At 41.4% G+C, this 22,253-nt stretch carries 17 protein-coding genes and 1 pseudogene; 11 read left to right on the top strand and 7 right to left on the bottom strand.

The window, feature by feature from the left end; genetic code table 11:
* Positions 1-5: 5 nt before the first annotated feature.
* The 4 genes from mfd to EXT47_RS08835 all read left to right on the top strand — a co-directional run bounded on the left by mfd (position 6) and on the right by EXT47_RS08835 (position 7,982).
* A complete protein-coding gene (mfd, locus tag EXT47_RS08820; protein ID WP_130126346.1) occupies positions 6-3,479 on the top strand; it encodes a transcription-repair coupling factor in 3,474 nt (1,157 codons plus the stop codon).
* Positions 3,476-4,300: a CsiV family protein gene (locus EXT47_RS08825; RefSeq protein ID WP_130126348.1), complete on the top strand. Its 825-nt coding sequence runs from the start codon at positions 3,476-3,478 to the stop codon at positions 4,298-4,300. Before mfd ends, EXT47_RS08825 begins: the two co-directional genes overlap by 4 nt.
* A gap of 12 nt (positions 4,301-4,312) precedes the next feature.
* Positions 4,313-4,561 carry a lipoprotein gene (locus tag EXT47_RS08830; RefSeq protein ID WP_039495925.1) on the top strand — a complete coding sequence of 83 codons (249 nt, stop codon included), beginning with the start codon at positions 4,313-4,315 and terminating at the stop codon, positions 4,559-4,561.
* Positions 4,562-4,916: 355 nt separating this feature from the next.
* Positions 4,917-7,982, top strand: coding sequence for a TonB-dependent receptor (locus tag EXT47_RS08835; RefSeq protein ID WP_130126349.1), 3,066 nt, complete (start codon positions 4,917-4,919; stop codon positions 7,980-7,982).
* Positions 7,983-8,705: 723 nt separating this feature from the next.
* Here EXT47_RS08835 and EXT47_RS08840 read toward each other — a convergent pair.
* From EXT47_RS08840 to seqA, 6 genes are all read right to left on the bottom strand, one after another.
* Positions 8,706-10,277 (bottom strand): dihydrolipoyllysine-residue acetyltransferase, encoded by a 1,572-nt coding sequence (locus tag EXT47_RS08840; protein WP_130126351.1) that lies wholly within the window; start codon positions 10,275-10,277, stop codon positions 8,706-8,708.
* A 9-nt stretch (positions 10,278-10,286) separates the two neighbouring features.
* A complete protein-coding gene (locus tag EXT47_RS08845) occupies positions 10,287-11,264 on the bottom strand; it encodes an alpha-ketoacid dehydrogenase subunit beta (protein WP_010604720.1) in 978 nt (325 codons plus the stop codon).
* Positions 11,264-12,481 carry a thiamine pyrophosphate-dependent dehydrogenase E1 component subunit alpha gene (locus tag EXT47_RS08850; RefSeq protein WP_130126353.1) on the bottom strand — a complete coding sequence of 406 codons (1,218 nt, stop codon included), beginning with the start codon at positions 12,479-12,481 and terminating at the stop codon, positions 11,264-11,266. The genes EXT47_RS08845 and EXT47_RS08850 overlap by 1 nt, the downstream gene beginning before the upstream one ends.
* A 351-nt stretch (positions 12,482-12,832) precedes the next feature.
* On the bottom strand, positions 12,833-13,867 hold the full coding sequence (gene astE / locus EXT47_RS08855; RefSeq protein ID WP_069020670.1) for a succinylglutamate desuccinylase: 1,035 nt from the start codon (positions 13,865-13,867) through the stop codon (positions 12,833-12,835).
* Between the two features lie 82 nt (positions 13,868-13,949).
* The gene (gene pgm / locus EXT47_RS08860; protein ID WP_069020671.1) at positions 13,950-15,587 is read right to left on the bottom strand and encodes a phosphoglucomutase (alpha-D-glucose-1,6-bisphosphate-dependent); all 1,638 of its coding nucleotides are present in this window, start codon (positions 15,585-15,587) and stop codon (positions 13,950-13,952) included.
* 13 nt (positions 15,588-15,600) lie between these two features.
* A complete protein-coding gene (seqA, locus tag EXT47_RS08865) occupies positions 15,601-16,149 on the bottom strand; it encodes a replication initiation negative regulator SeqA (RefSeq protein WP_039495937.1) in 549 nt (182 codons plus the stop codon).
* 136 nt (positions 16,150-16,285) lie between these two features.
* Here seqA and EXT47_RS08870 point away from each other — a divergent pair, with 136 nt between their 5' ends.
* The 7 genes and pseudogenes from EXT47_RS08870 to EXT47_RS08900 all read left to right on the top strand — a co-directional run bounded on the left by EXT47_RS08870 (position 16,286) and on the right by EXT47_RS08900 (position 21,339).
* Complete coding sequence (locus EXT47_RS08870; protein WP_039495940.1) at positions 16,286-17,053, top strand: alpha/beta fold hydrolase; 768 nt, start codon at positions 16,286-16,288, stop codon at positions 17,051-17,053.
* Between the two features lie 87 nt (positions 17,054-17,140).
* On the top strand, positions 17,141-17,362 hold the full coding sequence (locus EXT47_RS08875) for a DUF2788 domain-containing protein (RefSeq protein ID WP_010372701.1): 222 nt from the start codon (positions 17,141-17,143) through the stop codon (positions 17,360-17,362).
* Positions 17,362-17,640, top strand: coding sequence for a LexA regulated protein (gene ybfE / locus EXT47_RS08880; RefSeq protein ID WP_010372698.1), 279 nt, complete (start codon positions 17,362-17,364; stop codon positions 17,638-17,640). Before EXT47_RS08875 ends, ybfE begins: the two co-directional genes overlap by 1 nt.
* 14 nt (positions 17,641-17,654) lie before the next feature.
* Positions 17,655-18,182: a flavodoxin FldA gene (gene fldA / locus EXT47_RS08885; protein WP_130126355.1), complete on the top strand. Its 528-nt coding sequence runs from the start codon at positions 17,655-17,657 to the stop codon at positions 18,180-18,182.
* Between the two features lie 103 nt (positions 18,183-18,285).
* The gene (fur, locus tag EXT47_RS08890) at positions 18,286-18,732 is read left to right on the top strand and encodes a ferric iron uptake transcriptional regulator (RefSeq protein WP_010372691.1); all 447 of its coding nucleotides are present in this window, start codon (positions 18,286-18,288) and stop codon (positions 18,730-18,732) included.
* A gap of 119 nt (positions 18,733-18,851) precedes the next feature.
* Positions 18,852-20,005 (top strand): annotated as a pseudogene (locus tag EXT47_RS08895) (IS256 family transposase).
* A 1,040-nt stretch (positions 20,006-21,045) separates the two neighbouring features.
* Positions 21,046-21,339, top strand: a complete 294-nt coding sequence (locus EXT47_RS08900) for a hypothetical protein (protein WP_045963822.1) — start codon at positions 21,046-21,048, stop codon at positions 21,337-21,339.
* 233 nt (positions 21,340-21,572) lie between these two features.
* Here the strand turns inward: EXT47_RS08900 and EXT47_RS08905 are convergent, their stop codons facing one another.
* On the bottom strand, positions 21,573-22,202 hold the full coding sequence (locus tag EXT47_RS08905; protein WP_130126357.1) for a glutathione S-transferase family protein: 630 nt from the start codon (positions 22,200-22,202) through the stop codon (positions 21,573-21,575).
* Between the last annotated feature and the right edge of the window lie 51 nt (positions 22,203-22,253).

The following is a 22,253-nucleotide window of genomic DNA, read 5'->3' on the forward strand; positions in this document are numbered from 1 at the left end:
AATCAATGGCGAATGTGCAATGGAACAATTTACCTTGGGTAAAATCAAACAAGGATAAAATTTCGTGGGGTAATTTAGTTGGCAGTAGCTTATCACTGTGTTTGAGTGAGCACATCCAACAGCATGACAACTTAGTTGTACTCGTCACCCCCGATACACCTTCTGCACTTCGCCTTGAACATGAACTGGGGTATCTTTTAAAAGATACCCCAGTCATGATGTTTCCTGACTGGGAAACATTACCCTATGATCACTTTTCACCACATCAAGACATTATTTCTCAGCGTCTTGCGACGCTAAATACACTCAAACAGGAAAAGCAATCCGTACTCATCATTCCTGTTTCAACCCTCATGCTACGTACCGCACCACCAAGCTTCATCCACGGCATGAGTCTTCAGGTAACAAAAGGTGACACAGTCGACGCACAAAGCTTGCGTGATACCTTAACTCAAGCGGGTTATCGTCATGTTCAACAGGTAATGGAGCACGGTGAGTTTGCTGTTCGAGGCTCTATTATTGATTTATACCCCATGGGTAGCCCACTCCCCTTTAGATTAGATTTCTTTGATGATGAGTTAGACTCCATTCGTCATTTTGATATCGAAAGCCAACGCTCAAACGATGAGATTGATGCTATCGATTTATTACCGGCGCACGAATTCCCAACCAATGCAGAAGACATTGAACGCTTTAGAATTAATTACCGTGAAGCGTTCGGCGCAAGCAGTGAAAAAGACAGTATCTATATGCAAGTCAGTAAGGGGAACTGGCCAGCAGGTATAGAGTACTATTTGCCGCTCTTTTTTGATTCGTTAGCGACGGTGTTTGACTATTTGCCTGAAGATACCGTATTTATGCCTTTTGGCGACATTGAATCTGCAGCGCAAACCTTTTGGCAAGACGTATCTAAACGCTACGAAAGTCGCCGGGTTGACCCTCTTCGCCCTCTACTTTCACCAGCCAAGCTATATCAGCCTATAGAGACCTTGTTTGAAGGCCTTAACGGCTTCTCTCGAATAAAGCTTAGTCAAGCAATGCTGGGAACCAAAGCGGGCAATAACAATGTCGCAGCGGAATTAATCGACGATGTCCGCATTGAGCATAAACAAGCTAATCCATATCAAAAAATCCTCGATTACATCGCAGCTGAGAAAAAGCAAAAGTCTCGGGTGTTATTCAGTGTTGAATCAGAGGGCCGACGAGAGTCACTGCTTACCTTATTAAAACCGACAGGACTAAAGCTTAAGCCTTATAAACGCATTGCAGAGTTTGTCTCTAGCGACTCAGATGTTGGTGTGGTCGTCACTCCACTTGCGACCAGCGTGAAACTACTGGATAAAAAATCGCTGTCTATCATCACCGAGCAAGAACTGTTAGGTGTTAAAATCTCCCAAAAACGCCGCCGCAAACATAAATACGAGCAAGGGCAAGATGCGCTGATCCGAAACCTCGCTGAGTTAAAAGAAGGTCAACCTATTGTTCATTTAGATCATGGTGTAGGTCGCTATTTAGGGCTAGAAACCATAGATGCAGCGGGTATTGCTACCGAGTTTGTGACTATCATCTATGCCAATGACGCTAAACTTTATGTGCCTGTCTCTTCACTCCATATGCTCAGTCGTTACTCTGGAGGTGAAGAAGCTTCTGCACCACTTCATAAACTGGGTAATGACGCTTGGGAAAAAGCAAAACGCAAAGCGGCTGAAAAAGTCAGAGATGTTGCTGCTGAACTCCTAGACATATACGCAAAACGTCAAAGTAAACCGGGTTATGCATTTAAGCTAGATGCAAGTGCCTATCGAGACTTTTCTGATAGCTTCCCATTTGAAGAAACAGACGATCAACGCAATGCAATCACAGCCGTACTTGCAGACATGCAATCAAGCCTAGCGATGGACAGACTTGTTTGTGGCGATGTTGGCTTTGGTAAAACCGAAGTGGCCATGCGTGCTGCATTTGTTGCCGTCAACGATAGCAAACAAGTGGCTGTCTTAGTGCCAACTACGCTACTTGCCCAACAACACTTCGAGAACTTTAAAGACCGTTTTGCCGATCTGCCTGTTGAAGTCGGTGTGCTTTCGCGTTTTAACTCAGCGAAAGAACAAAAAGAGACGTTACAAAAACTTGAAGAAGGCAAAATTGATATTGTGATAGGCACCCATAAGCTTATTCAAGAAAACATCAAGTTCGCCGATTTGGGTTTGTTGATTGTTGACGAAGAACACCGCTTTGGTGTGAGGCAAAAAGAAAAGATTAAGCAGCTTAGAGCGGATGTCGACATTCTTACCCTTACCGCTACCCCAATTCCACGTACACTGAATATGGCAATGAGTGGTATGCGTGATCTCTCTATTATCGCGACACCGCCAGCCAAACGATTAGCAGTAAAGACCTTTGTGCGAGAGCGCAACGACGAGCTTATCCGCGAAGCAATTTTGCGTGAAATCAAGCGCGGTGGACAAGTTTACTTCCTCCACAATAATGTCGAGACGATAGACAAGGTCACTGCTGATATCTCCGCGCTCGTGCCAGAAGCCAACGTCACCACTGCCCACGGTCAAATGCGTGAAAAAGAACTAGAGCATTTGATGGGTGAATTCTATCACCAAAAGTACAACGTGCTTGTGTGTACAACCATTATTGAAACCGGTATCGATATCCCCTCTGCTAATACCATCATAATGGATAGAGCCGATAAACTCGGATTGGCACAGTTACATCAGCTTCGCGGCCGTGTAGGACGAAGCCATCACCAAGCATACGCCTACCTACTCACGAAGAATAGCCAAGCCTTAACTAAAGACGCGGTCAAGCGCTTACAGGCCATTGAGCAACTCGAAGACTTAGGTGCAGGTTTTGCCCTTGCCACCCACGATTTAGAGATCCGTGGTGCGGGTGAGTTACTGGGAGACGACCAAAGCGGTCAAATTCAAACCGTTGGCTTTACGCTGTATATGGAAATGCTGGAACAAGCAGTTGAAGCCTTGAAAAATGGTAAAGAACCAACACTCGACAACCTACTTCAGCAGCAAAGCGAGGTTGACCTTAAATTCCCAGCACTGCTACCGGATGATTATATTCATGATGTAAATATTCGTCTTAGCATGTATAAACGCATCGCAAGCACGAAATCACTGGCGGAGCTTGATGAGCTGCAAATCGAATTAATCGACCGCTTTGGGCTGTTGCCAGATGCGGCGAAAAACCTTTTTGCGGTGCAGTCTGTTAAGCTAAAGGCAACTCAATTGGGCATTAACAAGGTCGAGGCAAACCCTAAGGGTGGCTTCTTTGAGTTCAGTAGTCATACAAAAGTTAACCCAACATTCATCATAGGATTGATACAAAGTAGCCCGTCAACCTATAGAATGGAAGGCGCGAATAAACTGAAGTTCCTGATAGAAGAAAAAAATGGCCAAGAGAGATTAAAACTGGTCAATGCGATGATTGATGACTTTGAGAAAAAGGCTGTAGCATGAAAACAATAAAAAGTCTGGCCATCCTAGCGGCTTTGGTAAGTAGCGCGTCTGCACATGCCACCCGTTGGTTTGAAGTAGAAATGATAGCATTTGAGCAAGAGCCTAGTTTCTCTTTGCGAGAAGACTTTAGTATTGAACCTGAGCCGCTCAATCAAAAAAACATCAAGTCACTATTATTCGACGGTTTTAATACCACCGGTCATAAACTATGCTTGGAAGGCAGTGAGGAGTTTGCTGATCAAGATTTTATTCGAGGATTAACGTCGGGCGCACGCTCTAGTTCTTGCGATCCAGATGCAAACTATGTTGAAAAATTTGGCACTTTGCCTCTTTCACCGCAAGTTGAGCCACAAGAACATATGAACTCAATTTATTTGTTGGATGAGTCCCAGCTTAATTTTTCTAACAAAATTGCCGAGTTAAAACGTAAAGGACTCAAGCCACTGTTGCACACTGGTTGGCGATTCCCTGAACAAAGTAACAAGCGTGCTCCCAACATCGAAATTATTGCTGGCAAACAGTTTGCGCCACCATCCAGTTATAGCGTAACTGAAAATGACGATCAGTTTTCGTCACTATCGAAGCGCTTTAATATTCAAGAATCAAAAGAGCAAGTGCATTGGCAACTTGAAGGCTTGATTAAAATTCACGTGAGACACTACCTTTACGTGACCACGGATTTAGATTTAAAGTACGAAGACGGCAACGACATTCGTACTGCTCGTATGTCCCAATATACACGCGTGTATAGCGGCGACATACATTACTTAGATCACCCCAAACTTGGGGTCATCTTTCAAATAAGAAAATACAAACATTAGACGGGCAACCCTATGAAAAAATTACTAACTGCTGCTGCGCTACTCACCCTAGTCGGCTGTTCTAAAGTAAGTTTAGAAAACTACAATAAGCTAGAAGTAGGCATGGACAAAGCTGAAGTTGAGAATATTCTTGGCTCTGCTGATAAATGTGAAGAAAAAACGCTACACACCAATTGCATTTGGGGAAGCGAAAACAAGCACATTAAAGTAACGCTGCTTTCAGATAAAGTAACTCTTTATTCAAAGAAAGGTATTGAATAATCCTGAAACTTGTTATCGAGACTCAATAATAAATTGATTGAGTCTCATACCTTCCATCACTCAGTAGTTAAATAATGTTATAAAATTAGTGTCAAATAAGTTATCTCTCTTTGAACAAATATCCAATTCGTAAACCAATCAATACAATTAATTTTTAATTTCCCCAATACAACAACAATAAATTTAACAATTAATAACAAGATACTAAAAAAACGCGTAAATACTAGCTGCACAGTATAAAATGTAACAAGTTAATTTTGAAAAAGTAAATTATCAATTGAGTGTGTAAATTTGTAATTAATCTAAATATAGTCGCTATTGCATACATAGATATGCTAAAAAAATAGGAATAATTATGAAAATCAATACACTCTCATCGTCGATCAAAGCGGCTTTAGCCGTAAGTGCGACAATCGCAGCGGTATCTCCAGCAGTATACGCAGAAGAACAAGATGCAAATCAAGCTGTAGCAGATAAAGTTGAGCGCATAGAAGTAACAGGTTCACGTATTTCTCGAGTTGATCTAGAGCCGACACAACCTATAGAAACAATTGACTCAGAATATATAAGTAAACGAGGTACAACTAACTTAGCATCAGTGTTAGAGGAAGTTCCTGGTATCGCGCTTGCAGCGACAGCAAACCTTTCAAGTAACGAACAAGCCGCTTCCCAAGGGGTTGGTCAAAGTACCGTTAATTTGTACGGACTGGGTTCTCAACGTACCCTAACTCTTGTTAATGGTTCACGTTTTGTGTCAAGTAACTCACCTGTAGGTGGCGGTAGTGCACCTGGTAGTCAGGTAGATATAAACAATATCCCGGTTTCTCTTATTGAGCGAGTAGAAGTAGTTAAGGTGGGTGGTGCCCCGGTGTATGGCGCCGATGCAGTTTCAGGTGTTGTAAACTTTATCTTAAAAACTGACTATGAAGGTGCCGAATTCTCAGCTGACGTAACAAATTATGATGAAGCAGGTAAGTACGATAAGTCATTCCGCGGTTTATTTGGCGGAAACTTCAATGAAGATAAAGGCAACTTAGTTTTTAGTTTTGAATACCAAGATCAGAAGAGTATCTTAGCATCCGAATTACCATCATGGGTTGACCAATGGGGTGGTTATACGCCTTTGGGATCTGACGCGGTAGTTGATGCCGATGGCAACCCTGTTGCAGGTCAACGTCGTTTATACCCAAATGGTAGAGCTGGAATTCTATCAAACTCTGGTCTTATCACACCAGGACCGACAGCGGTAGTTAATGCGGGTTTAGGTGCGTGGCCAGACGGTTCATTTTTGCAATTTGACCCAAGTGGTAACGGACAATTAATTCCTTTCAACACAGGAACACCTACAGGTAATGCTGTTTGGTCTTCTGGTGGTGACGGCTTAGACCTTGCTGAATCTAATACTGCTCGAGAAGGGTTTGAGCGTTACAACTTTACTATATCAGGTAATTATAAGCTTACAGATGATGTCAACATGTCTGTACTAGGTTTCTTTAACTCATCAGATGCGGTAAATGAAGGCTACCAGCCAAACAAATATAGTTCTGGTCTATTCGGTGGCCTTGGCGCTGCACTTAAATTCGATACAGACTATGTTTACTTACCAAGTGAAACAAGGAATCGCCTTGAAAACTACCTTGGTGGTCCTGGTGAGTTTTATATGCACAAAGCTTGGACTTCACTGGGTAAACGTAAAATTACCAATGAATCTGATGTAAGAAGTATAAAAATTGGCTTTGATGGTTATTTTGAACTGGGAGAAAACGAATGGAAATGGGATGTTTTCTATCAACAGGGTGTAAGCAAAATATTCTCTCAAGACTTTAACATCAACGAAAATCGCTTCTTAGCGGCTATCGATGTAGGTTTTAACAATGGCGCTATTGACTGTAAAGCCAACTATGTCGACGGCTATCACGACAAGTATACAACTAGCGGTTTTGGTGTAACAGAAACCCAATCAGTACTGGGTGAAGTTGGCAAGTGTGTTGCGTACAACCCATTTGGCCCTGCTTCTCAAGAAGTTCTTGATTATATCACCTACCCTGCAATGGGTTATTCACGTGTTGAACAAGATATCCTTCAAGCGTTCACCACAGGTGATATTATCGAATTACCTGCAGGTTATTTAGCAGCCGCATTTGGTTACGAAAGACGTACAGAAAAAGCAAGCTTTAGTGAAGATGGCACAAATGTGTTAAACAGTGGTTTGGCTAATGCATCTACTTCAGGTTCGTATACTACACAAGATTTATTTGCTGAAATCAGTCTACCGCTAGTTTCAAGCGACATGGATATTCCACTTGTAAATACACTGAGCGTTGACGCTTCGTTCCGTAGAATTGACAATGATTCGGCGGGTAAAGACAATGTTTGGGCTGTAGGTCTAAATTACCAGCCAATCAGTGACCTAATGGTTAGAGCTAACTATTCAGAAACCGTTAGAGCCCCGTCTGTTACCGAACTATTTTTACCTGTAATTCTAGACTCTCAATTCGGCACAGATCCTTGTGATATCAATAATATAGATAAAGGTCCAAGCCCAGCAACAAGAAGAGCTAACTGTGAAGCTGCTGGTGTACCAGATGGTTATAAGGCGGTATCAGGAAATGCCTCAAGGGTTGGTACAACTGGTGGTAATGTAGACCTTGAAAGTGAAAAAGCAGAAGGTTTAAATATTGGACTTGTTTATGCTCCAGAGTGGTTTGAAGGCTTCAGCTTTAAAATTGATTATATAAAGATCGATATTGAAGACGCGATTGTTGATTTTACTCTCACCGACATCTTAAATGCATGTTACGACTCTACTAATTACCCGAATGAGTTCTGTGGTAAATTTAGACGAGGCGCAGACTTCCAGATCCCTGCTGATAAAGCGTTTGAATCTGGTTATGTAAATGCTGCACTTCAAGAGTTTGAGACATATGAATATGAGGTCATGTTCAAGCGTCCATTGCACCAATATCCGCTTATTGGTGGATTACTACCTGAAAACTCTGGTGAGTTAGGTATTCGTTCACGTCTATATAACCTTAAAAAAGACGCAAAATCTAATACCGGCTTCGACTTCGAAGACAATACAGGTGAATACGACAACCCTGATTGGCTTGGTGATTTAAGATTTGACTATACTCTCGAAGACATTAACGTGTATTTTGATGTTGAGTACCACGGTGAAGGTAATCGCAACAACGACTCTACTAATTTCTATGATTATATCGATCAAAACGGTAATCCGTATAACAAGATCCAATCACAGACTTTATATACTTTAGGTGGTTCATATTACCTGAATGATAATGCCGTTGTGCGTTTCAGAGTGGATAATCTATTCGATTGGTACCCAAGTGTTCGTGAGCTATCAGTTGCTAGATACACTTATGGCCGCGTATTCAGCGCTGGTTTCACGTACAAGTTTTAAAATTTCTTAGTACGTTATAAATCTAGATGCCATTTCACTCATGAAATGGCATCTTTTTAAGGCTTCTTTTTGCTCCCATGAACAGAGAGCTTAACAGTACAACTTAATACTTGCTCAATTTGAAGGAGCAAATCTGACGCTAACTGCGTTAAAAGTTTCTCATTTAGAACAACTAAATAGCAAAATTTTCGCCTTCCCACAGGATGTAGGTACCTTGGCGTAAGCAGGATGCGGAAGCGGTGTTATTGACAAGATCCTCTCGCCTAAAAATAGAGCACTTAGTTAAGCGCATTGGTATAAGACTTCCAGCTACACACCTACTACACCCAAACTACAATTCCAACGAAGTATATGGGAAGTAATTCACATTCACTAATCAAATTGAACTACGTAAGATTTAGGGTTAAATATATAACTTGCAGATATTTGGAGTTATGCAACCTTGTAAAGAATTGTCTCGCACATCAGAGATGGTGCGCCAATCAATCCAAGTAATTCAATCAGTGAAACTTATCTAGTTTTAAAGCCTTATAATTGATTGAATGGCTATTTTTATCGGCCAAATCATGTTCAGCTATTACATTGACATAATTTCAGCATGACTTTCACAGTAATTTCCAATTAAAAAATTTGAATATTACCGCTTACTACTGTTAAATTTTTACAAATAAAAAAGGGCCGTAAAGGCCCTTTACAACAAGTAGAAACTAGCAAAAACAAGGATTAGCGCATTGCCATCATCATTTTAGCGGGTTCCTCTAGGAAGGTTTTCCATAAATTATTGAAACGTGCGATCGTGCCACCATCAATAATACGGTGGTCGCCAGACCAACTTACTTGCATGATAGAGCGTGCAACCACATTACCTTGTGCATCGAAGCGTGGTAGCTGCTGAACTTTGCCAAGTGCAACGATAGCAACTTCCGGTTTATTGATAATCGGTGTCGCAACCGTACCGCCAATCGCCCCTATGTTTGAGATTGAGATAGTACCGCCTTTCAGAGAATCAGGAGACACACGCCCTTCCCTAGCGGCTTCTGTCAGTTCTGTAACAGATTGGGCAACTTCAATAATCGATTTGCTTTGGCATGATTTAATATTTGGCACTAGAAGACCCAGCTTGCTGTCCACTGCCATACCAATATTATGGTCATCAAAATAAGTGATTTCCGTACAGTCATCATTTACTTTTGCATTCAAAATTGGGAATTCGTTGATAGCAAGTGACAACGCCTTGATAAAAAATGGCATCATCGTCAGCGTCACGCCTTGTTTGGCATATTGCTCTTTCAAAGCGCCACGAAGTGCAATTAAATCGGTTAAGTCAATCTCGTCGCAGTAAGTGAAATGTGGGATCGTCGAAACAGAGGCCACCATCTGTTTGGCCATCGCCGCTTTCATACCTCGTAGAGGCTCAACTCTTTTACCACCTTCTGAGGTAGAAGTCGGCTTTTGTGTTTGAGACTGTATCGGTGTGTTAGCTTCATTCGTGGTCGAAGCGCCACCTACACCGTGCTCAAGGAAATGTTCGATGTCCTCTTTATAAACACGACCATTTTTACCAGAGCCTGGCACTTCAGAGAGGTCAACACCAACTTCGCGCGCCTTGCGGCGTACTGCCGGAGAGGCAATTGCTTTACCATTTTTCGGCAAACTGCGCGTAGCATCATCGTTTGCAGTAGCAGCTTGTGCATTACTTTCTTTAGGCTTGTGGACATCAGCGATTGGATCGTCTGACTTCCCGGCATGAGATGACGCCAACTTCATTTGAAATAGCGGACTATGCACCTGTGCTATCTCACCTTTTTGATAATAGAGTTTTTCAACAATACCATCGTACTTGGCTGGAATTTGCACTAGTGCCTTGTCAGTCATTACATCACAAACGGCCTGATCTTCTTTGATTTCATCGCCTTCAGCGACAAGCCATTCAACAATTTCGCACTCAACAATGCCTTCACCAATATCTGGTAAGATAAAGTCTTCAAGTACAGTACTGGTTGAAGTTGTTGGCGAGGATTGAGGTGCCGATTGCTCCGGCTGAGCTGCCTGCTCGCCGACAACATCCATTGCAAACAAAGGCTCATGCACCTTCGCAATTTCACCTTTTTCGTAATGCAGCTTAGTGATCACACCGTCATGTACTGCAGGGATCTGCACTAGTGCCTTATCCGTCATCACGTCACAAATAGGTTGATCTTCTTTTACTTCGTCACCAACAGCCACCAACCACTCGACGATTTCGCATTCTACGATGCCTTCACCAATATCTGGTAAGATAAATTCTTTAGCCATAACTTATCCTTAAAATTCCATAGAACGTTTGATAGCGGCGAACACTTTCAGTGCATCTGGCACATACTCTTTTTCAAGTGCTAGAGGGTATGGCGTATCTAATCCACAAACTCGCTCAATTGGAGATTCTAAATGCAGGAAACACTCTTTTTGTATGGTTGCTGCAATCTCAGCACCAAAACCATTTGTGATTGGCGCTTCGTGGCTCACGACCAAACGACCCGTTTTAACCACTGACTTGGCTACCGTGTCCATATCCCAAGGAAGAATGCTTCTTAAGTCGATTATCTCACAGCTAATACCCGCTTCTTCAGCTTTTTGCGCCGCTTGTTCAATGATTTCCATCTGCGCGCCCCAAGCCAATAGCGTTATGTCAGTACCTTCTTTAATCACTTCGGCTTTACCAAGCTCAATGCTGTAATCTTCTTCAGGCACTTCACCAACAGAAGCGCGATATAAGCGCTTAGGTTCAAAGAAAATAACCGGGTTATCATCTTTAATGGCAGCACGCAGCAGGCCTTTTGCTTGATACGGGTTACGCGGTACTACAATTTTAAGACCAGGTGTATGTGCAAAGTAAGCTTCTGGTGATTGTGAATGATATAGACCACCTGCAATACCGCCACCGTATGGCGTACGGATTGTTAAGTTACCCACATCAAACTCATTACCTGAGCGATAACGGAACTTGGCCGACTCGTTCACGATTTGGTCAAATGCTGGGAAGATATAATCCGCAAATTGAATTTCAGCAAGCGCAGGGGCACCAAACGCTGCAAGACCATTGGCAAAACCCAAAATACCTTGTTCAGTCAATGGCGTATTAAAAACACGGTGTTTTCCGTATTTTTCTTGAAGGCCTGAAGTTGCACGGAATACACCACCAAAGTAGCCAACGTCTTCACCAAAAATACAAGCCTGCGGATGCTCCGCCATCGTGATATCTAGCGCCGAATTAATGGCGTGTAGCATGTTCATTTTAGCCATTATTTAATTCTCCCTGCGGTGACTGGGTATGCGTCTGGATAAGCTTTAATATGCGCTTTCAATTCATCATATTGCTTATGCAGCGATGGAATTGGCGTGTCATAAACATCTGAGACCAGATCTTCTAATGCAGGCTTCTGTACTTTCTCTGCAACCTTCAATGCAGCCAAGATATCTTCACGGATTTTCTCTTTTTCCGCATCATCTTGGGCTTCATCCAGCCAACCTTGTTTTAGAAGCCATTGCTTAAATCGATTTACCGGGCAACTATTTTTAAATTCCGCTTCTTCGTCTTTAGTACGGTAACCAGACGGATCATCAGAAGTTGAATGTGCACCCAATCGGTATGCAATAGATTCAATCATCACAGGCTCACCGTTTTCAACTGCGATTTTACGCGCGGCTTGTGTCGCGGCGTAAACGGCAAGCGCATCAGCACCATCCACACGGATGGTCTTAATACCATAGCCCACACCGCGAGCAGCAATACCATCACCTTTGAATTGTTCATCCGCAGGTGTTGAAATCGCATAACCATTATTACGTGCATAAAAGATGACTGGTGAACCATGCACTGCGGCCATGTTTAGACCAGCGTGGAAATCACCTTCTGACGCTGCACCTTCACCAAAATAGCAAATCGTGACGTTATCGATTTCAGACGTTAGCTCACCGGTTTCTTTATCAATGTGTTTTAGCTTTTGCCCGTACGCATAGCCCGTTGCTTGAGGAATTTGCGTTCCTAGCGGCGACGAAATAGTCAGGTAATGTAATTCTTTAGAACCATAATGCACAGGCATTTGGCGGCCTTTGCCTAAGTCCTTCTCATTCGAGAATAACTGATTCATGAACTGCTCAAGCGAAAAACCACGATAGTGAATTGCGGCTTGCTCACGGTACTGAGCCATGATCATGTCATCTTCTTTAAGCGCCGCAGCACTTGCCGTAACAGCGGCTTCTTCGCCAAGACATTGCATGTAGAAGCTAATACGTCCTTGACGCTGAGCACCTTGCATACGCTCGTCAAGTAAACGAATAAACCGCATTGTAGAGTAAATTCTTAATGCTGTTTCTTTATCAATATCTGGTGCTGTTGCACCGTCTAAAACATCGCCTTGGTCACTTAAAATCTTTAATGTAGGGATATTGAGTGCATGACCATCTATAAATTCCAGCGCGTGGCTGATATTTAAGGATATATTATTGGGGTTAGTCATAACCTACCTTCTCTTGTTGTCATAACAAACTTACGGAGTTCAAACCCGACTTTCTCATACGAGATCTGGCTTCAGATTGCGTAAGACGAAAAGAGTCTTAACTCACCTCGCATTTATGATTGTGTTAATTGGTCTTGATCACATTCGTGGTTAGTATGAATAACTGGTCTAACAACTTATCAAAGACTGAATAATATTTGCGATTTAAGTAAGTAAATTAAATTAAAGCGTTTCAACTTTACGTTAACGTAAACGGTTATTCAACTAATCCTAGATGAATAACCGTGAAAATGCATCAATGTTTTTGGAAAGATTTTGATACGAAGGCAAGTAGAATTTTACATCTATGATTTATATGAAGTTTTCATCAACCTCTAACGGTACAACGGTTAGTAATGCACGTTGCCCCAAAGCAACATTGGCATTTGGGAAGATAATAGCTTCGCCCTCAACCTCAGCGAAATACTGCTTATCTCCGTCCGTCGCTAGTAATTCACCTTTCGAAAAGCCTGTAAAATTCTCTGCAGAATCAGGGAATGGAAAAGAAAACTCGGCTTGAGTACGATTGATAGTACGATGAACGGTAAATAGCTCAAATTCATCTGCATTAAATTCTTTATATTCTACCTTTTCTTGGCTAATTAATGCTTTTAGAGTTTCCTTGGTTTTTGCAAAGCTCGCCATGTTATTCTCACCAAATGGCTTCACCTGCCCAAGTTCGATAGTGAAAGCATCGGCCCCAAACTGGTAAGAAGAAAAATAACTAAATGTTGTCGCCGCCGAGCGCATCATTAATACGGTATTGACACCGCATGACAATAAAAACTGCAGCTGTGATTTCTTCCACGGCTTACCATGTAAAAACGGATAAACTGCAAACTTTTCGTTTTTAGACCCTCGAATAGCGGTATGAAGGTCATAGTGACAACGATAGCGCTCGTCACCGCCCTGTTCAAAGAAAGCCCTAACATAACCTTCTAGCTTTTGAGCTCGGACCTTTTCGGGGTTATCTGTTTCTTGATTATGTGCACCGTTAAATAGACGGTTTAGATTTTCATCGACAAAACGCTGGCCAATATTAATGGATTTCGGGTTACCAAAAATAAATAACACCCGCTGAGCCAACACTAGCTTGCCGGTAATAATATGTTGGATAAGCTCATCACATATCTCAATTGGCGCGGTTTCATTGCCGTGCACAGCGCTCGATAGCACAATATCTTTCGTTGTTTCACCCGCGGGCGTAAACTGGATCACACCAGTATCATGGACTTCAACCAAGGTACCGTTGTCTAAAGTGAAGTTTACGGGTTCGAGTGTAAATTCGTTATTTCTTGTGATAGTAAGAAAGTCACCGCTTTGTTTTAATTCTGCTAAGTACGTCATAATTCCAAATTGATGTTGTTGAGTAATCCGCATTGGGATACAAAAAAGCCATACGAGGAGTATGGCTTTTAGAAGCTTTTTGTTAACTAATCACTGAGTCAACCAATGTCTTTGCCTCATGTTCAAGTTCAGCTAAATGCGCTTCACCTTTAAATGATTCAAGATAAATTTTGTAGATATCTTCAGTGCCCGATGGGCGCGCCGCAAACCAACCGTTTTCGGTAACGACTTTAAGGCCACCAATAGCCGCGCCGTTACCAGGGGCATTGGTTAATATCTGAGTAATTTTATCACCTGCTAGGGTGTCCGCCTTGATATTGTCCGCGCTCAATGCCTTGAGCTTTGCTTTTTGCTCAGTATTTGCGGGTGCATCGATACGTTTGTATACAGGCGCACCAAATGCTTGTTCAAATGCTTGGTAATGCTGAGATGGCGATTTACCCGTAACAGCTAGGATCTCAGCGGCAAGTAACCCCATGATAAAGCCGTCTTTGTCTGTACACCATGTGGTGCCGTCTTTTCTTAAAAATGCTGCGCCAGCACTCTCTTCACCGCCAAATGCGAGCTCTCCAGCTGCTAACCCGTCTACAAACCATTTAAAGCCAACTGGCACTTCGTAAACTTCTCGACCATTTGCACCACACACTTTGTCAATCATGGCACTAGATACCAATGTTTTACCGATTTTTACTGAGCTCTTCCAGCCTCGGTGTTTAATGAGGTAGTCAATTGCAACCGCTAAAAAGTGATTAGGATTCATCAGGCCATCAGGTGTGACAATGCCATGTCTGTCGAAGTCTGGGTCATTACCAATACCGATATCGTAGTCATCTTTCAGTGCTATCAAATTAGCCATTGCATAAGGTGATGAACAGTCCATGCGCACCTTGCCGTCTTTATCAAGTGGCATAAAGGCAAAACTTGGGTCGACGACGTCATTTACAACCGTTAGCTTCAAGTCGTAGTGTTTGGCGATCACAGGCCAGAAATTAACACCTGAACCACCAAGAGGATCCACACCAATATTAACTCCGGCTCGAGCAATGGCTTCCATATCAATTATATTACCCAAGTCTTGAACGTATGGTGTGATCAGATCTTCATACTTGATAAATCCAGATCTTCTCGCTTTCGCAAACGGGAATAACTCAACTTCAACCAAATCTTCGAGTAGTAGCTGATTGGCTCTATCTTCAATCCATTTGGTGACATCGGTATCGGCCGGTCCACCATTTGGTGGGTTATATTTGAACCCGCCATCTTCTGGCGGGTTATGTGATGGCGTCACCACAATGCCATCTGCAAGCTCGTGTGGATTGTTTAAATTGTGCGAGACAATCGCGTGGCTGATCACAGGGGTTGGTGTGTAGTCATCATTTTCTTGTGTGATAACTTGTACTTCGTTGGCAACCAAGACCTCAATAGCCGAGTTGAAAGCGGCTTCCGACAACGCATGGGTGTCTTTACCAAGAAAAAGCGGACCGTAAATATTGTTGTTTTTACGGTAATCGCAAATCGCTTGAGTGATGGCCAGAATATGCGACTCATTAAACTTAAAATTAAGTGAGCAACCTCGGTGGCCACTTGTGCCAAAGGCGACACAATGCTCTGGATGCGCTTCTAAGTCAGGCTCATTTAAATAGTACGATGAAACCAGCTTAGGTACATTTACCAATAATTCTTTCGATACCTTTTTGCCAGCTTGCGGATGGATCGCCATAAGATTTCCTTACTTATAGGTAGTCTCTAATTTTCTCGGCAGCTTCATCTGTGTAACCTAACACCTTAGCTACTTCATGAAGCATCATTTTCTTTCTAGTCGTATTTGAATTTGTCATCACCCAATATTCACTGTCTGCAATATTTTTCGGGTTCATACTGCTACCACTTTCGAGTAGAGCATTTTTACTCGTAGCGAAGTAAATTCTATCGCGGCCCTTAATTTCAAGCACACTATTAAATTCGGATTTATGTGTACGATGGAGCGCCGATAGGATAAACAAAAAGCGCCCGACTACACCTTTTTGCATGGCGAGCTCTTCTTTATTTAGAATATTAAAGACATTCGCTGCTGGCTTTACAGGTTGGCTTGGTGTTTTTGTTTGTGACTCAGCTGCAATTTCTTGTACTTGTTTTTCTTCCTGCTGTGCGACGGGTTTAGATTCTGTCCCAGGAGTAAGTTTTAATAAACGACGTAAAATCTCAGAAGCACTTTCTCCAATACTTTGTGTGTTACTTGCAATGTATTGATATAGCTCGTCATCTATTTCTATCTTTTTCATGCGTTTCCTGTCATCTATGCTAATTAGGAGCAACTCATTTCAATTGTCACTTAGTATATCCAAATTTAACTTATTACTCTATGGCTTTGCATTTTTACTCTTCAATGTCACAATTAGCGCCAAATTTGGAGGATTTATGCAGTTAAACTATCAACAAATTGGCGACCAAGCCAAACCTAGTGTATTTGTTATGCACGGACTATTTGGTTCTTTGGAAAATGTAAATGTGGTGGCAAAAGCACTTGCTGAACATTTCAATGTGATTAACGTCGATTTGAGAAATCACGGTCGCTCTTTTCATGATGAGCAAATGTCCTATCCAATAATGGCAAATGACGTCAAAGCACTAATGGATGAGTTAAAACTGGATAAAATAAACCTCGTTGGTCACTCGATGGGTGGTAAAGTGGCAATGCAATTCGCCCAGTTATTCCCAGAAAGCATCAACAAACTTGTCGTATTAGATATTGCACCTGTTGACTATCACTCAAGACATGATGCAATAATTGCTGCGCTGAACGAAGTGCAAAAAAGTGATGTATCAAGTCGTAGTGAAGCAGATACCATTATGTCGCAGTATATTGAAACCGTCGGCGTGCGTCAGTTTTTGCTCAAAAGTTTAGCAAAAAATGAAGAAGGCAAACTTGCTTGGCGTTTCAATTTAGATGTAATTACTGAAAAATACGATACAATCACATCAAATATTAATGAAACTCATTCCTGTTTGTGCGATACTTTGTTCATTAAAGGGAATAATTCTGACTACATCCTGCCTGAGCATAGGGATGCCATCGCTCGTTTTTTCCCAAATGCGCGAGCAAAAATAATACAAGGTGCGGGTCATTGGCTACATGCTGAAAAGCCCGAAGCGGTAAATCGCTCAATTATTGATTTTCTTCAATAAAACGAATCGAATTTACCGTTATAAACTTAATTTATGCATTTAGGTTATGTTATAGTAGCCGCCGTTTAAGTATTGAGTAGAGCTCAGATGGTCAGTCAATTTATAAATGAATTTGAAACGCTAGGGCTGTGGTTTGCGCTAGCTGGTATATTCTTTTTCATCGGTATGGCGATTCAGGACGTACTGAAAAAAGGTGACGTGCCAAAGTTCGGACGCTATATCGTTTGGCTGGTGTTGTTTCTTGGTTGCTCTGGATTTATAGCAAAAGGCTTGATCCAAGTGTTTTGGCAAGGCGCAGGTGTTGGATAATGGCCAAGGCTGAAACAGATAGAACGACTATCGACCTATTTGAAAATGAAAAACGTCCCGGACGTCCTAAGACGAATCCACTGCCACGAGAAGTGCAGTTAAAGGTTAACAAGCGCAATCAAATAAAGAGAGATCGTGCTCGTGGCCTAAAAAGGGTAGAATTTAAGGTTTCATCAGAGTTGTATCAAGCGCTAAGTGATATGGCAGAGTCGCAAAACATTAGTCGAAGTGCACTCATCGAGACCATCTTACAAGAAAAGTTAGCGGTTAATAGATAGAAGGTAAGCAATTAATGGCAAGCGTAGGTATTTTTTTCGGCAGTGATACTGGTAATACAGAGCACGTTGCTAAAATGATTCAAAAAGAGCTAGGTAAAAAGCTCGTTGACGTAAAAGACATTGCTAAAAGTAGTAAAGAAGAGATTGCTGAATTCGATTTACTACTGTTCGGTATTCCAACATGGTACTACGGTGAAGCGCAATGTGACTGGGATGATTTTTTCCCTGAGCTTGAAGAAGTCGATTTCGAAGGCAAACTCGTTGCAATCTTCGGTTGTGGCGATCAGGAAGATTATGCTGAATACTTCCTTGATGCGATGGGCATGATCAACGACATCGTCACCGAACGCGGTGCTATTGTTGTTGGCCATTGGTCTACCGATGGTTATGACTTTGAAGCGTCAAAAGCTGTAGTTGAAGAAGGTAAATTTGTTGGTCTTGGTATTGATGAAGACCGTCAGCCAGAGCTAACAGAGCAACGAGTTAAACAATGGTGTGCACAAGTATATGACGAAATGTGCTTAAGCGAGCTGGAAGATTAATTCCATTTGCTTTGCACTTGCTGCCCGAGCAAGTTATTCTTAGGTATAGCGTCGTGAATATTGACCTAAGACAAATTATAACTAACAGATTGAGACAGATTTAATGACTGATCACAACTTAGAGCTTAAAAAGGCTGGTTTAAAAGTAACGCTTCCACGCATCAAAATTTTAGAGATCCTTCAGTCTCCTGATAATCAACACATCAGCGCAGAAGATGTGTACAAGATCTTATTAGACAAAGGTGAAGAAATTGGCCTAGCTACGGTATATCGCGTACTAAACCAATTTGATGATGCTGGTATTGTAACACGTCACCACTTTGAAGGCGGTAAATCTGTTTTCGAGCTGTCTGGCAGCACGCACCATGATCACTTGGTATGTTTAAAATGTGGCAAAGTTGTCGAATTTGAAGATGACGTTATTGAAACACGCCAAGAAGAAATCGCGAACAGCAATGGCATCAAGCTAACAAATCACTCACTATATCTATACGGTGAGTGTGAAGATAAAGAAGCGTGCAAAAAGTACGCTGAGGAAAATGGTAACTAACCTACCTTTCCGCCAATTTAAGCATTAAGCCATCAAATTGCTGGCTTTTTAGTTCGCTAAATTTGGTAGTGTTTAGAAATCTGTGTCATTTCAGTAATATTAAGAGAAAGGAATGACACATGACTCAATCTTTCGACTTCAACAAAACATTAGCCGAACTTCAATCTGGTAAAGGTTTAACTGGCGAAGATGGTGTTTTAACGCCACTCATTAAACAGTTAACCGAAGCTGCTTTAAAAGCAGAGCTAGAACAACATTTAGGCTCTGATCCGCAACCTAACCGCAAGAACGGCACAAGCAAGAAAACGATTAAATCATCCGTCGATCAATTTGAGCTTGAAACGCCAAGAGATCGTACAGACTCGTTTGAGCCTCAGTTGGTTAAGAAAAATCAAACCAAGCTAACGCCTGAAATTGACCAAAAAACCCTTTCCATGTTTGCTTTAGGCATGAGCTACCGGGATATTCGAGGCCACGCTCAGGAAATGTACGGCATTGAAATATCAGAAGCCACTATAACAGGCATAACTGACCAGCTAATACCAGAGCTTAAGGCTTGGCAATCACGAAGTCTTGATACCCTGTATCCGTTCATCTGGCTTGATGCTATTCACTATAAAATCAAAGAGAATGGCCGCTACGTTAGCAAGGCGGTTTACACCGTCCTTGGTATTAATATCGAAGGCCGTAAGGAATTACTTGGTCTGTATGTTTCAGAAAGTGAAGGCGCAAACTACTGGTTATCGGTGTTAACTGATTTACGCAATCGTGGCGTATCCGATATTTTAATTGCTTGTGTTGATGGACTTAAAGGCTTCCCTGAAGCGATTGGCACTATCTACCCTGAAACAGAGGTTCAACAGTGCGTTATCCATCAAATACGTAACTCAATGGAATACGTTGCTTCAAAACACCAGAAAGCATTCATGTTGCACTCGACGAACTCGATGCCAAATGGGGCAAGCTATATCCCATCGTTATCGAATCTTGGCGCCGTAAATGGTCGAATTTATCCGTTTACTTCAAGTATCCTGATTATGTGCGTAAGGCGATTTATAAGACCAATGCAATTGAAGCAGTGCACCGTCAATTTAGGAAGTTAACCAAAACTAAGGGGGCATTCCCGAGCGAAAATAGCTTGATGAAATTATTGTATGCGGGCATATTGAATGCTTCGAAGAAATGGACAATGACAATCCATAGCTGGAATCTGACATTGTCGCAATTAGCCATCCACTTCGAAGGCCGGTTAGATGGTGTGCTAGATATTTAGCAATTTAGGCTTACACAGAATTCTGAACGCCCTCCTAAATTTAGCTACTGAATTAACTCCGATATACCGTTTTCAATTTACTTCGTTGTCTTGACGAACCATAATCACTTTGCTTGAGCATATTCATACAAAGCTGGTATAGCGCACAACTCTCTACCTTGCCATCAAATCAGTCCCTTGAGTAATCTTCTTTAAATACAAAATCCTCAATTTAGTGTTAAAAAGTAGAATGCCCAAGCAATCTATACGATAGTACAATTTAAGCGACCGATTAGCGAGTATCTATAGACACATTTCCAGTGCAGTTCCACTACAATAATACCGAGAATGGCTGTTATAGCTCTTGCAGTATTCCATTCCTTTTTGGTTTCAGCTGTATAAAAAATGAGACTTTTTCCAACCCAGCACATTTTGATGTATATCACTAATAACCTACTTTCTTAAGCTGCTCCACTACATGTGATTTCCTATCTACTATTTTATTGAGAGCCTTTCGTAGACAATACAACATCATGTGTAATGACGTACAGCCTTCAACATCATTTCACATTGTGTACAAGGTATTTACTTTTGACTAAACACTGAATTTATTTTTGTATCGTACACGATTACCATTTGTAAGGCGGGTTTTTATTGTGGACAATGTAACATTTACCATTGAGCAAAATAACTTGTTTTTTCGCTGTTAGTTGACCCCATTTACCAATGGTTGCAAGCAATGCCTCAGAAACTACAGGCTCTCAGTTTAGACCATAATAGTACTAGTCTCACTAAGACAATAATATCTATAAGGCCATGTATTTTATTAAAATCTGCCAATGTTATTCGATTAAATTCATGGTACAAGTTAGGTCATGGTCAACTAAGGAACTACGAAAATATTAAATAAAACGACGAAAAATACCACTTACCTCTTTTTACATTTCAAATCAAAACTTAAAATATAAGCTCAACCTTTTAAAGTATAAAAACACAAAAACTTGAAAGTTATTTATAAAATGTGTACCGTTATTTACAACCACAATTAAAAAGGAATAAAAATGAAAAAAACTATTGTATTTTTTGCATTAATAACATCACTAACATTAAATGCAAATACAAATACAGCGCTTAATTCGAGTCAAAGCAATAATGTAACAACATATTGTGAATATATGCCTTATATCAATGGGCGCTTTTCTTTAGGTGATATACATAGGGTTGTAAAAAATGGAGACGTAGGTTGCAATGAGTATGTAACTGTTACAACTCGAGCAATAGATGTCGGAGGGCCGATTCCAGGTTATGAAGTTCAGCACCGTAGATACAAGCTTTTCCTGAAATATACAAAATAGTAAATCAATGGGTTACGTCAACAATAACGATGTAACCCAATAAAGTCTCTACATCTATCAATTATTTCAATATTATAAGCTATTTTATAGAGCGCTCTACAGGACCATTTTTCCATCTATCAACAAAACTGTCATTTAACTATTGGAATAACTCAATGTAAGACTCAGCTGTTAGAATTACCCGCATCTGTTTTGATTTGTTGCATAAACACCACCTTCCATTTATATGGTCACTATATCGTAGAGTACAATTCCAGCTGATCTTTGTATGCTTTTTTAAAAGCAGCTCTAGAAACGCAAGTCTCTAGATACTTTCGGCAATAACTATATTGTTTTAGCCCATCAAACCTATCGACCAAACGAAGTACATCAGCCATCGCAATGTCTGCAACAGAAAATTGCTCAGCCAACCAGTTTCTCTCCCTAAGATATTCATTCATGTGTTTCAAGCGGCTATGTAAAAATCGCTCTATCGCTTTGCTACCATGATTCTCAAAAGTATCTCCAGAAAATTTCAAAATTGTCCATGGAAGACTCGCCATTTCTACAGAGTTGAGCGCGGCGAATAGCCACTGTATTACCGATGAGCTATTTTCTGTCGATATTAATTCATCGCTATGCTCAGCGATGTATAACAGACCAGCACCACTTTCGAATATGTCCTTATCTTCATGGCTAAGCCAAGGAACTTGGCCAAATGGTTGATGTAAATAATGCGTATTTTCTCGTTCATTGAAAGCGGTAAGCTCTATATCATAGGGTATTCCCGCCTCTTCTAGCGCCCAGCGCAAGCGAATATCCCGGACATAACCTCTTGGCAGCTCAGGCACCCAATCAAACGTGGTAATGGTAAAGTTCGACATATATCATCTCCATGTCAATTGGACTGATAACTCAGCCCAATTTAATAACTA

It is taken from the genome of Pseudoalteromonas sp. CO342X (assembly GCF_004208915.1).
GTDB classification, from domain to species: domain Bacteria; phylum Pseudomonadota; class Gammaproteobacteria; order Enterobacterales; family Alteromonadaceae; genus Pseudoalteromonas; species Pseudoalteromonas maricaloris.

What these genes read in the sequence shown, in the direction of transcription:
- EXT47_RS08835 (WP_130126349.1), top strand. Translation starts at nt 4,917, where the DNA reads ATGAAAATCAATACACTCTCATCGTCGATCAAAGCGGCTTTAGCCGTA.
- fur (WP_010372691.1), top strand. Translation starts at nt 18,286, where the DNA reads ATGACTGATCACAACTTAGAGCTTAAAAAGGCTGGTTTAAAAGTAACG.
- EXT47_RS08845 (WP_010604720.1), bottom strand. Translation starts at nt 11,264, where the DNA reads ATGGCTAAAATGAACATGCTACACGCCATTAATTCGGCGCTAGATATC.
- EXT47_RS08875 (WP_010372701.1), top strand. Translation starts at nt 17,141, where the DNA reads ATGGTCAGTCAATTTATAAATGAATTTGAAACGCTAGGGCTGTGGTTT.
- EXT47_RS08850 (WP_130126353.1), bottom strand. Translation starts at nt 12,481, where the DNA reads ATGACTAACCCCAATAATATATCCTTAAATATCAGCCACGCGCTGGAA.
- EXT47_RS08870 (WP_039495940.1), top strand. Translation starts at nt 16,286, where the DNA reads ATGCAGTTAAACTATCAACAAATTGGCGACCAAGCCAAACCTAGTGTA.
- EXT47_RS08905 (WP_130126357.1), bottom strand. Translation starts at nt 22,202, where the DNA reads ATGTCGAACTTTACCATTACCACGTTTGATTGGGTGCCTGAGCTGCCA.
- EXT47_RS08900 (WP_045963822.1), top strand. Translation starts at nt 21,046, where the DNA reads ATGAAAAAAACTATTGTATTTTTTGCATTAATAACATCACTAACATTA.
- fldA (WP_130126355.1), top strand. Translation starts at nt 17,655, where the DNA reads ATGGCAAGCGTAGGTATTTTTTTCGGCAGTGATACTGGTAATACAGAG.
- seqA (WP_039495937.1), bottom strand. Translation starts at nt 16,149, where the DNA reads ATGAAAAAGATAGAAATAGATGACGAGCTATATCAATACATTGCAAGT.
- astE (WP_069020670.1), bottom strand. Translation starts at nt 13,867, where the DNA reads ATGACGTACTTAGCAGAATTAAAACAAAGCGGTGACTTTCTTACTATC.
- ybfE (WP_010372698.1), top strand. Translation starts at nt 17,362, where the DNA reads ATGGCCAAGGCTGAAACAGATAGAACGACTATCGACCTATTTGAAAAT.
- EXT47_RS08830 (WP_039495925.1), top strand. Translation starts at nt 4,313, where the DNA reads ATGAAAAAATTACTAACTGCTGCTGCGCTACTCACCCTAGTCGGCTGT.
- EXT47_RS08840 (WP_130126351.1), bottom strand. Translation starts at nt 10,277, where the DNA reads ATGGCTAAAGAATTTATCTTACCAGATATTGGTGAAGGCATCGTAGAA.
- EXT47_RS08825 (WP_130126348.1), top strand. Translation starts at nt 3,476, where the DNA reads ATGAAAACAATAAAAAGTCTGGCCATCCTAGCGGCTTTGGTAAGTAGC.
- mfd (WP_130126346.1), top strand. Translation starts at nt 6, where the DNA reads ATGGCGAATGTGCAATGGAACAATTTACCTTGGGTAAAATCAAACAAG.
- pgm (WP_069020671.1), bottom strand. Translation starts at nt 15,587, where the DNA reads ATGGCGATCCATCCGCAAGCTGGCAAAAAGGTATCGAAAGAATTATTG.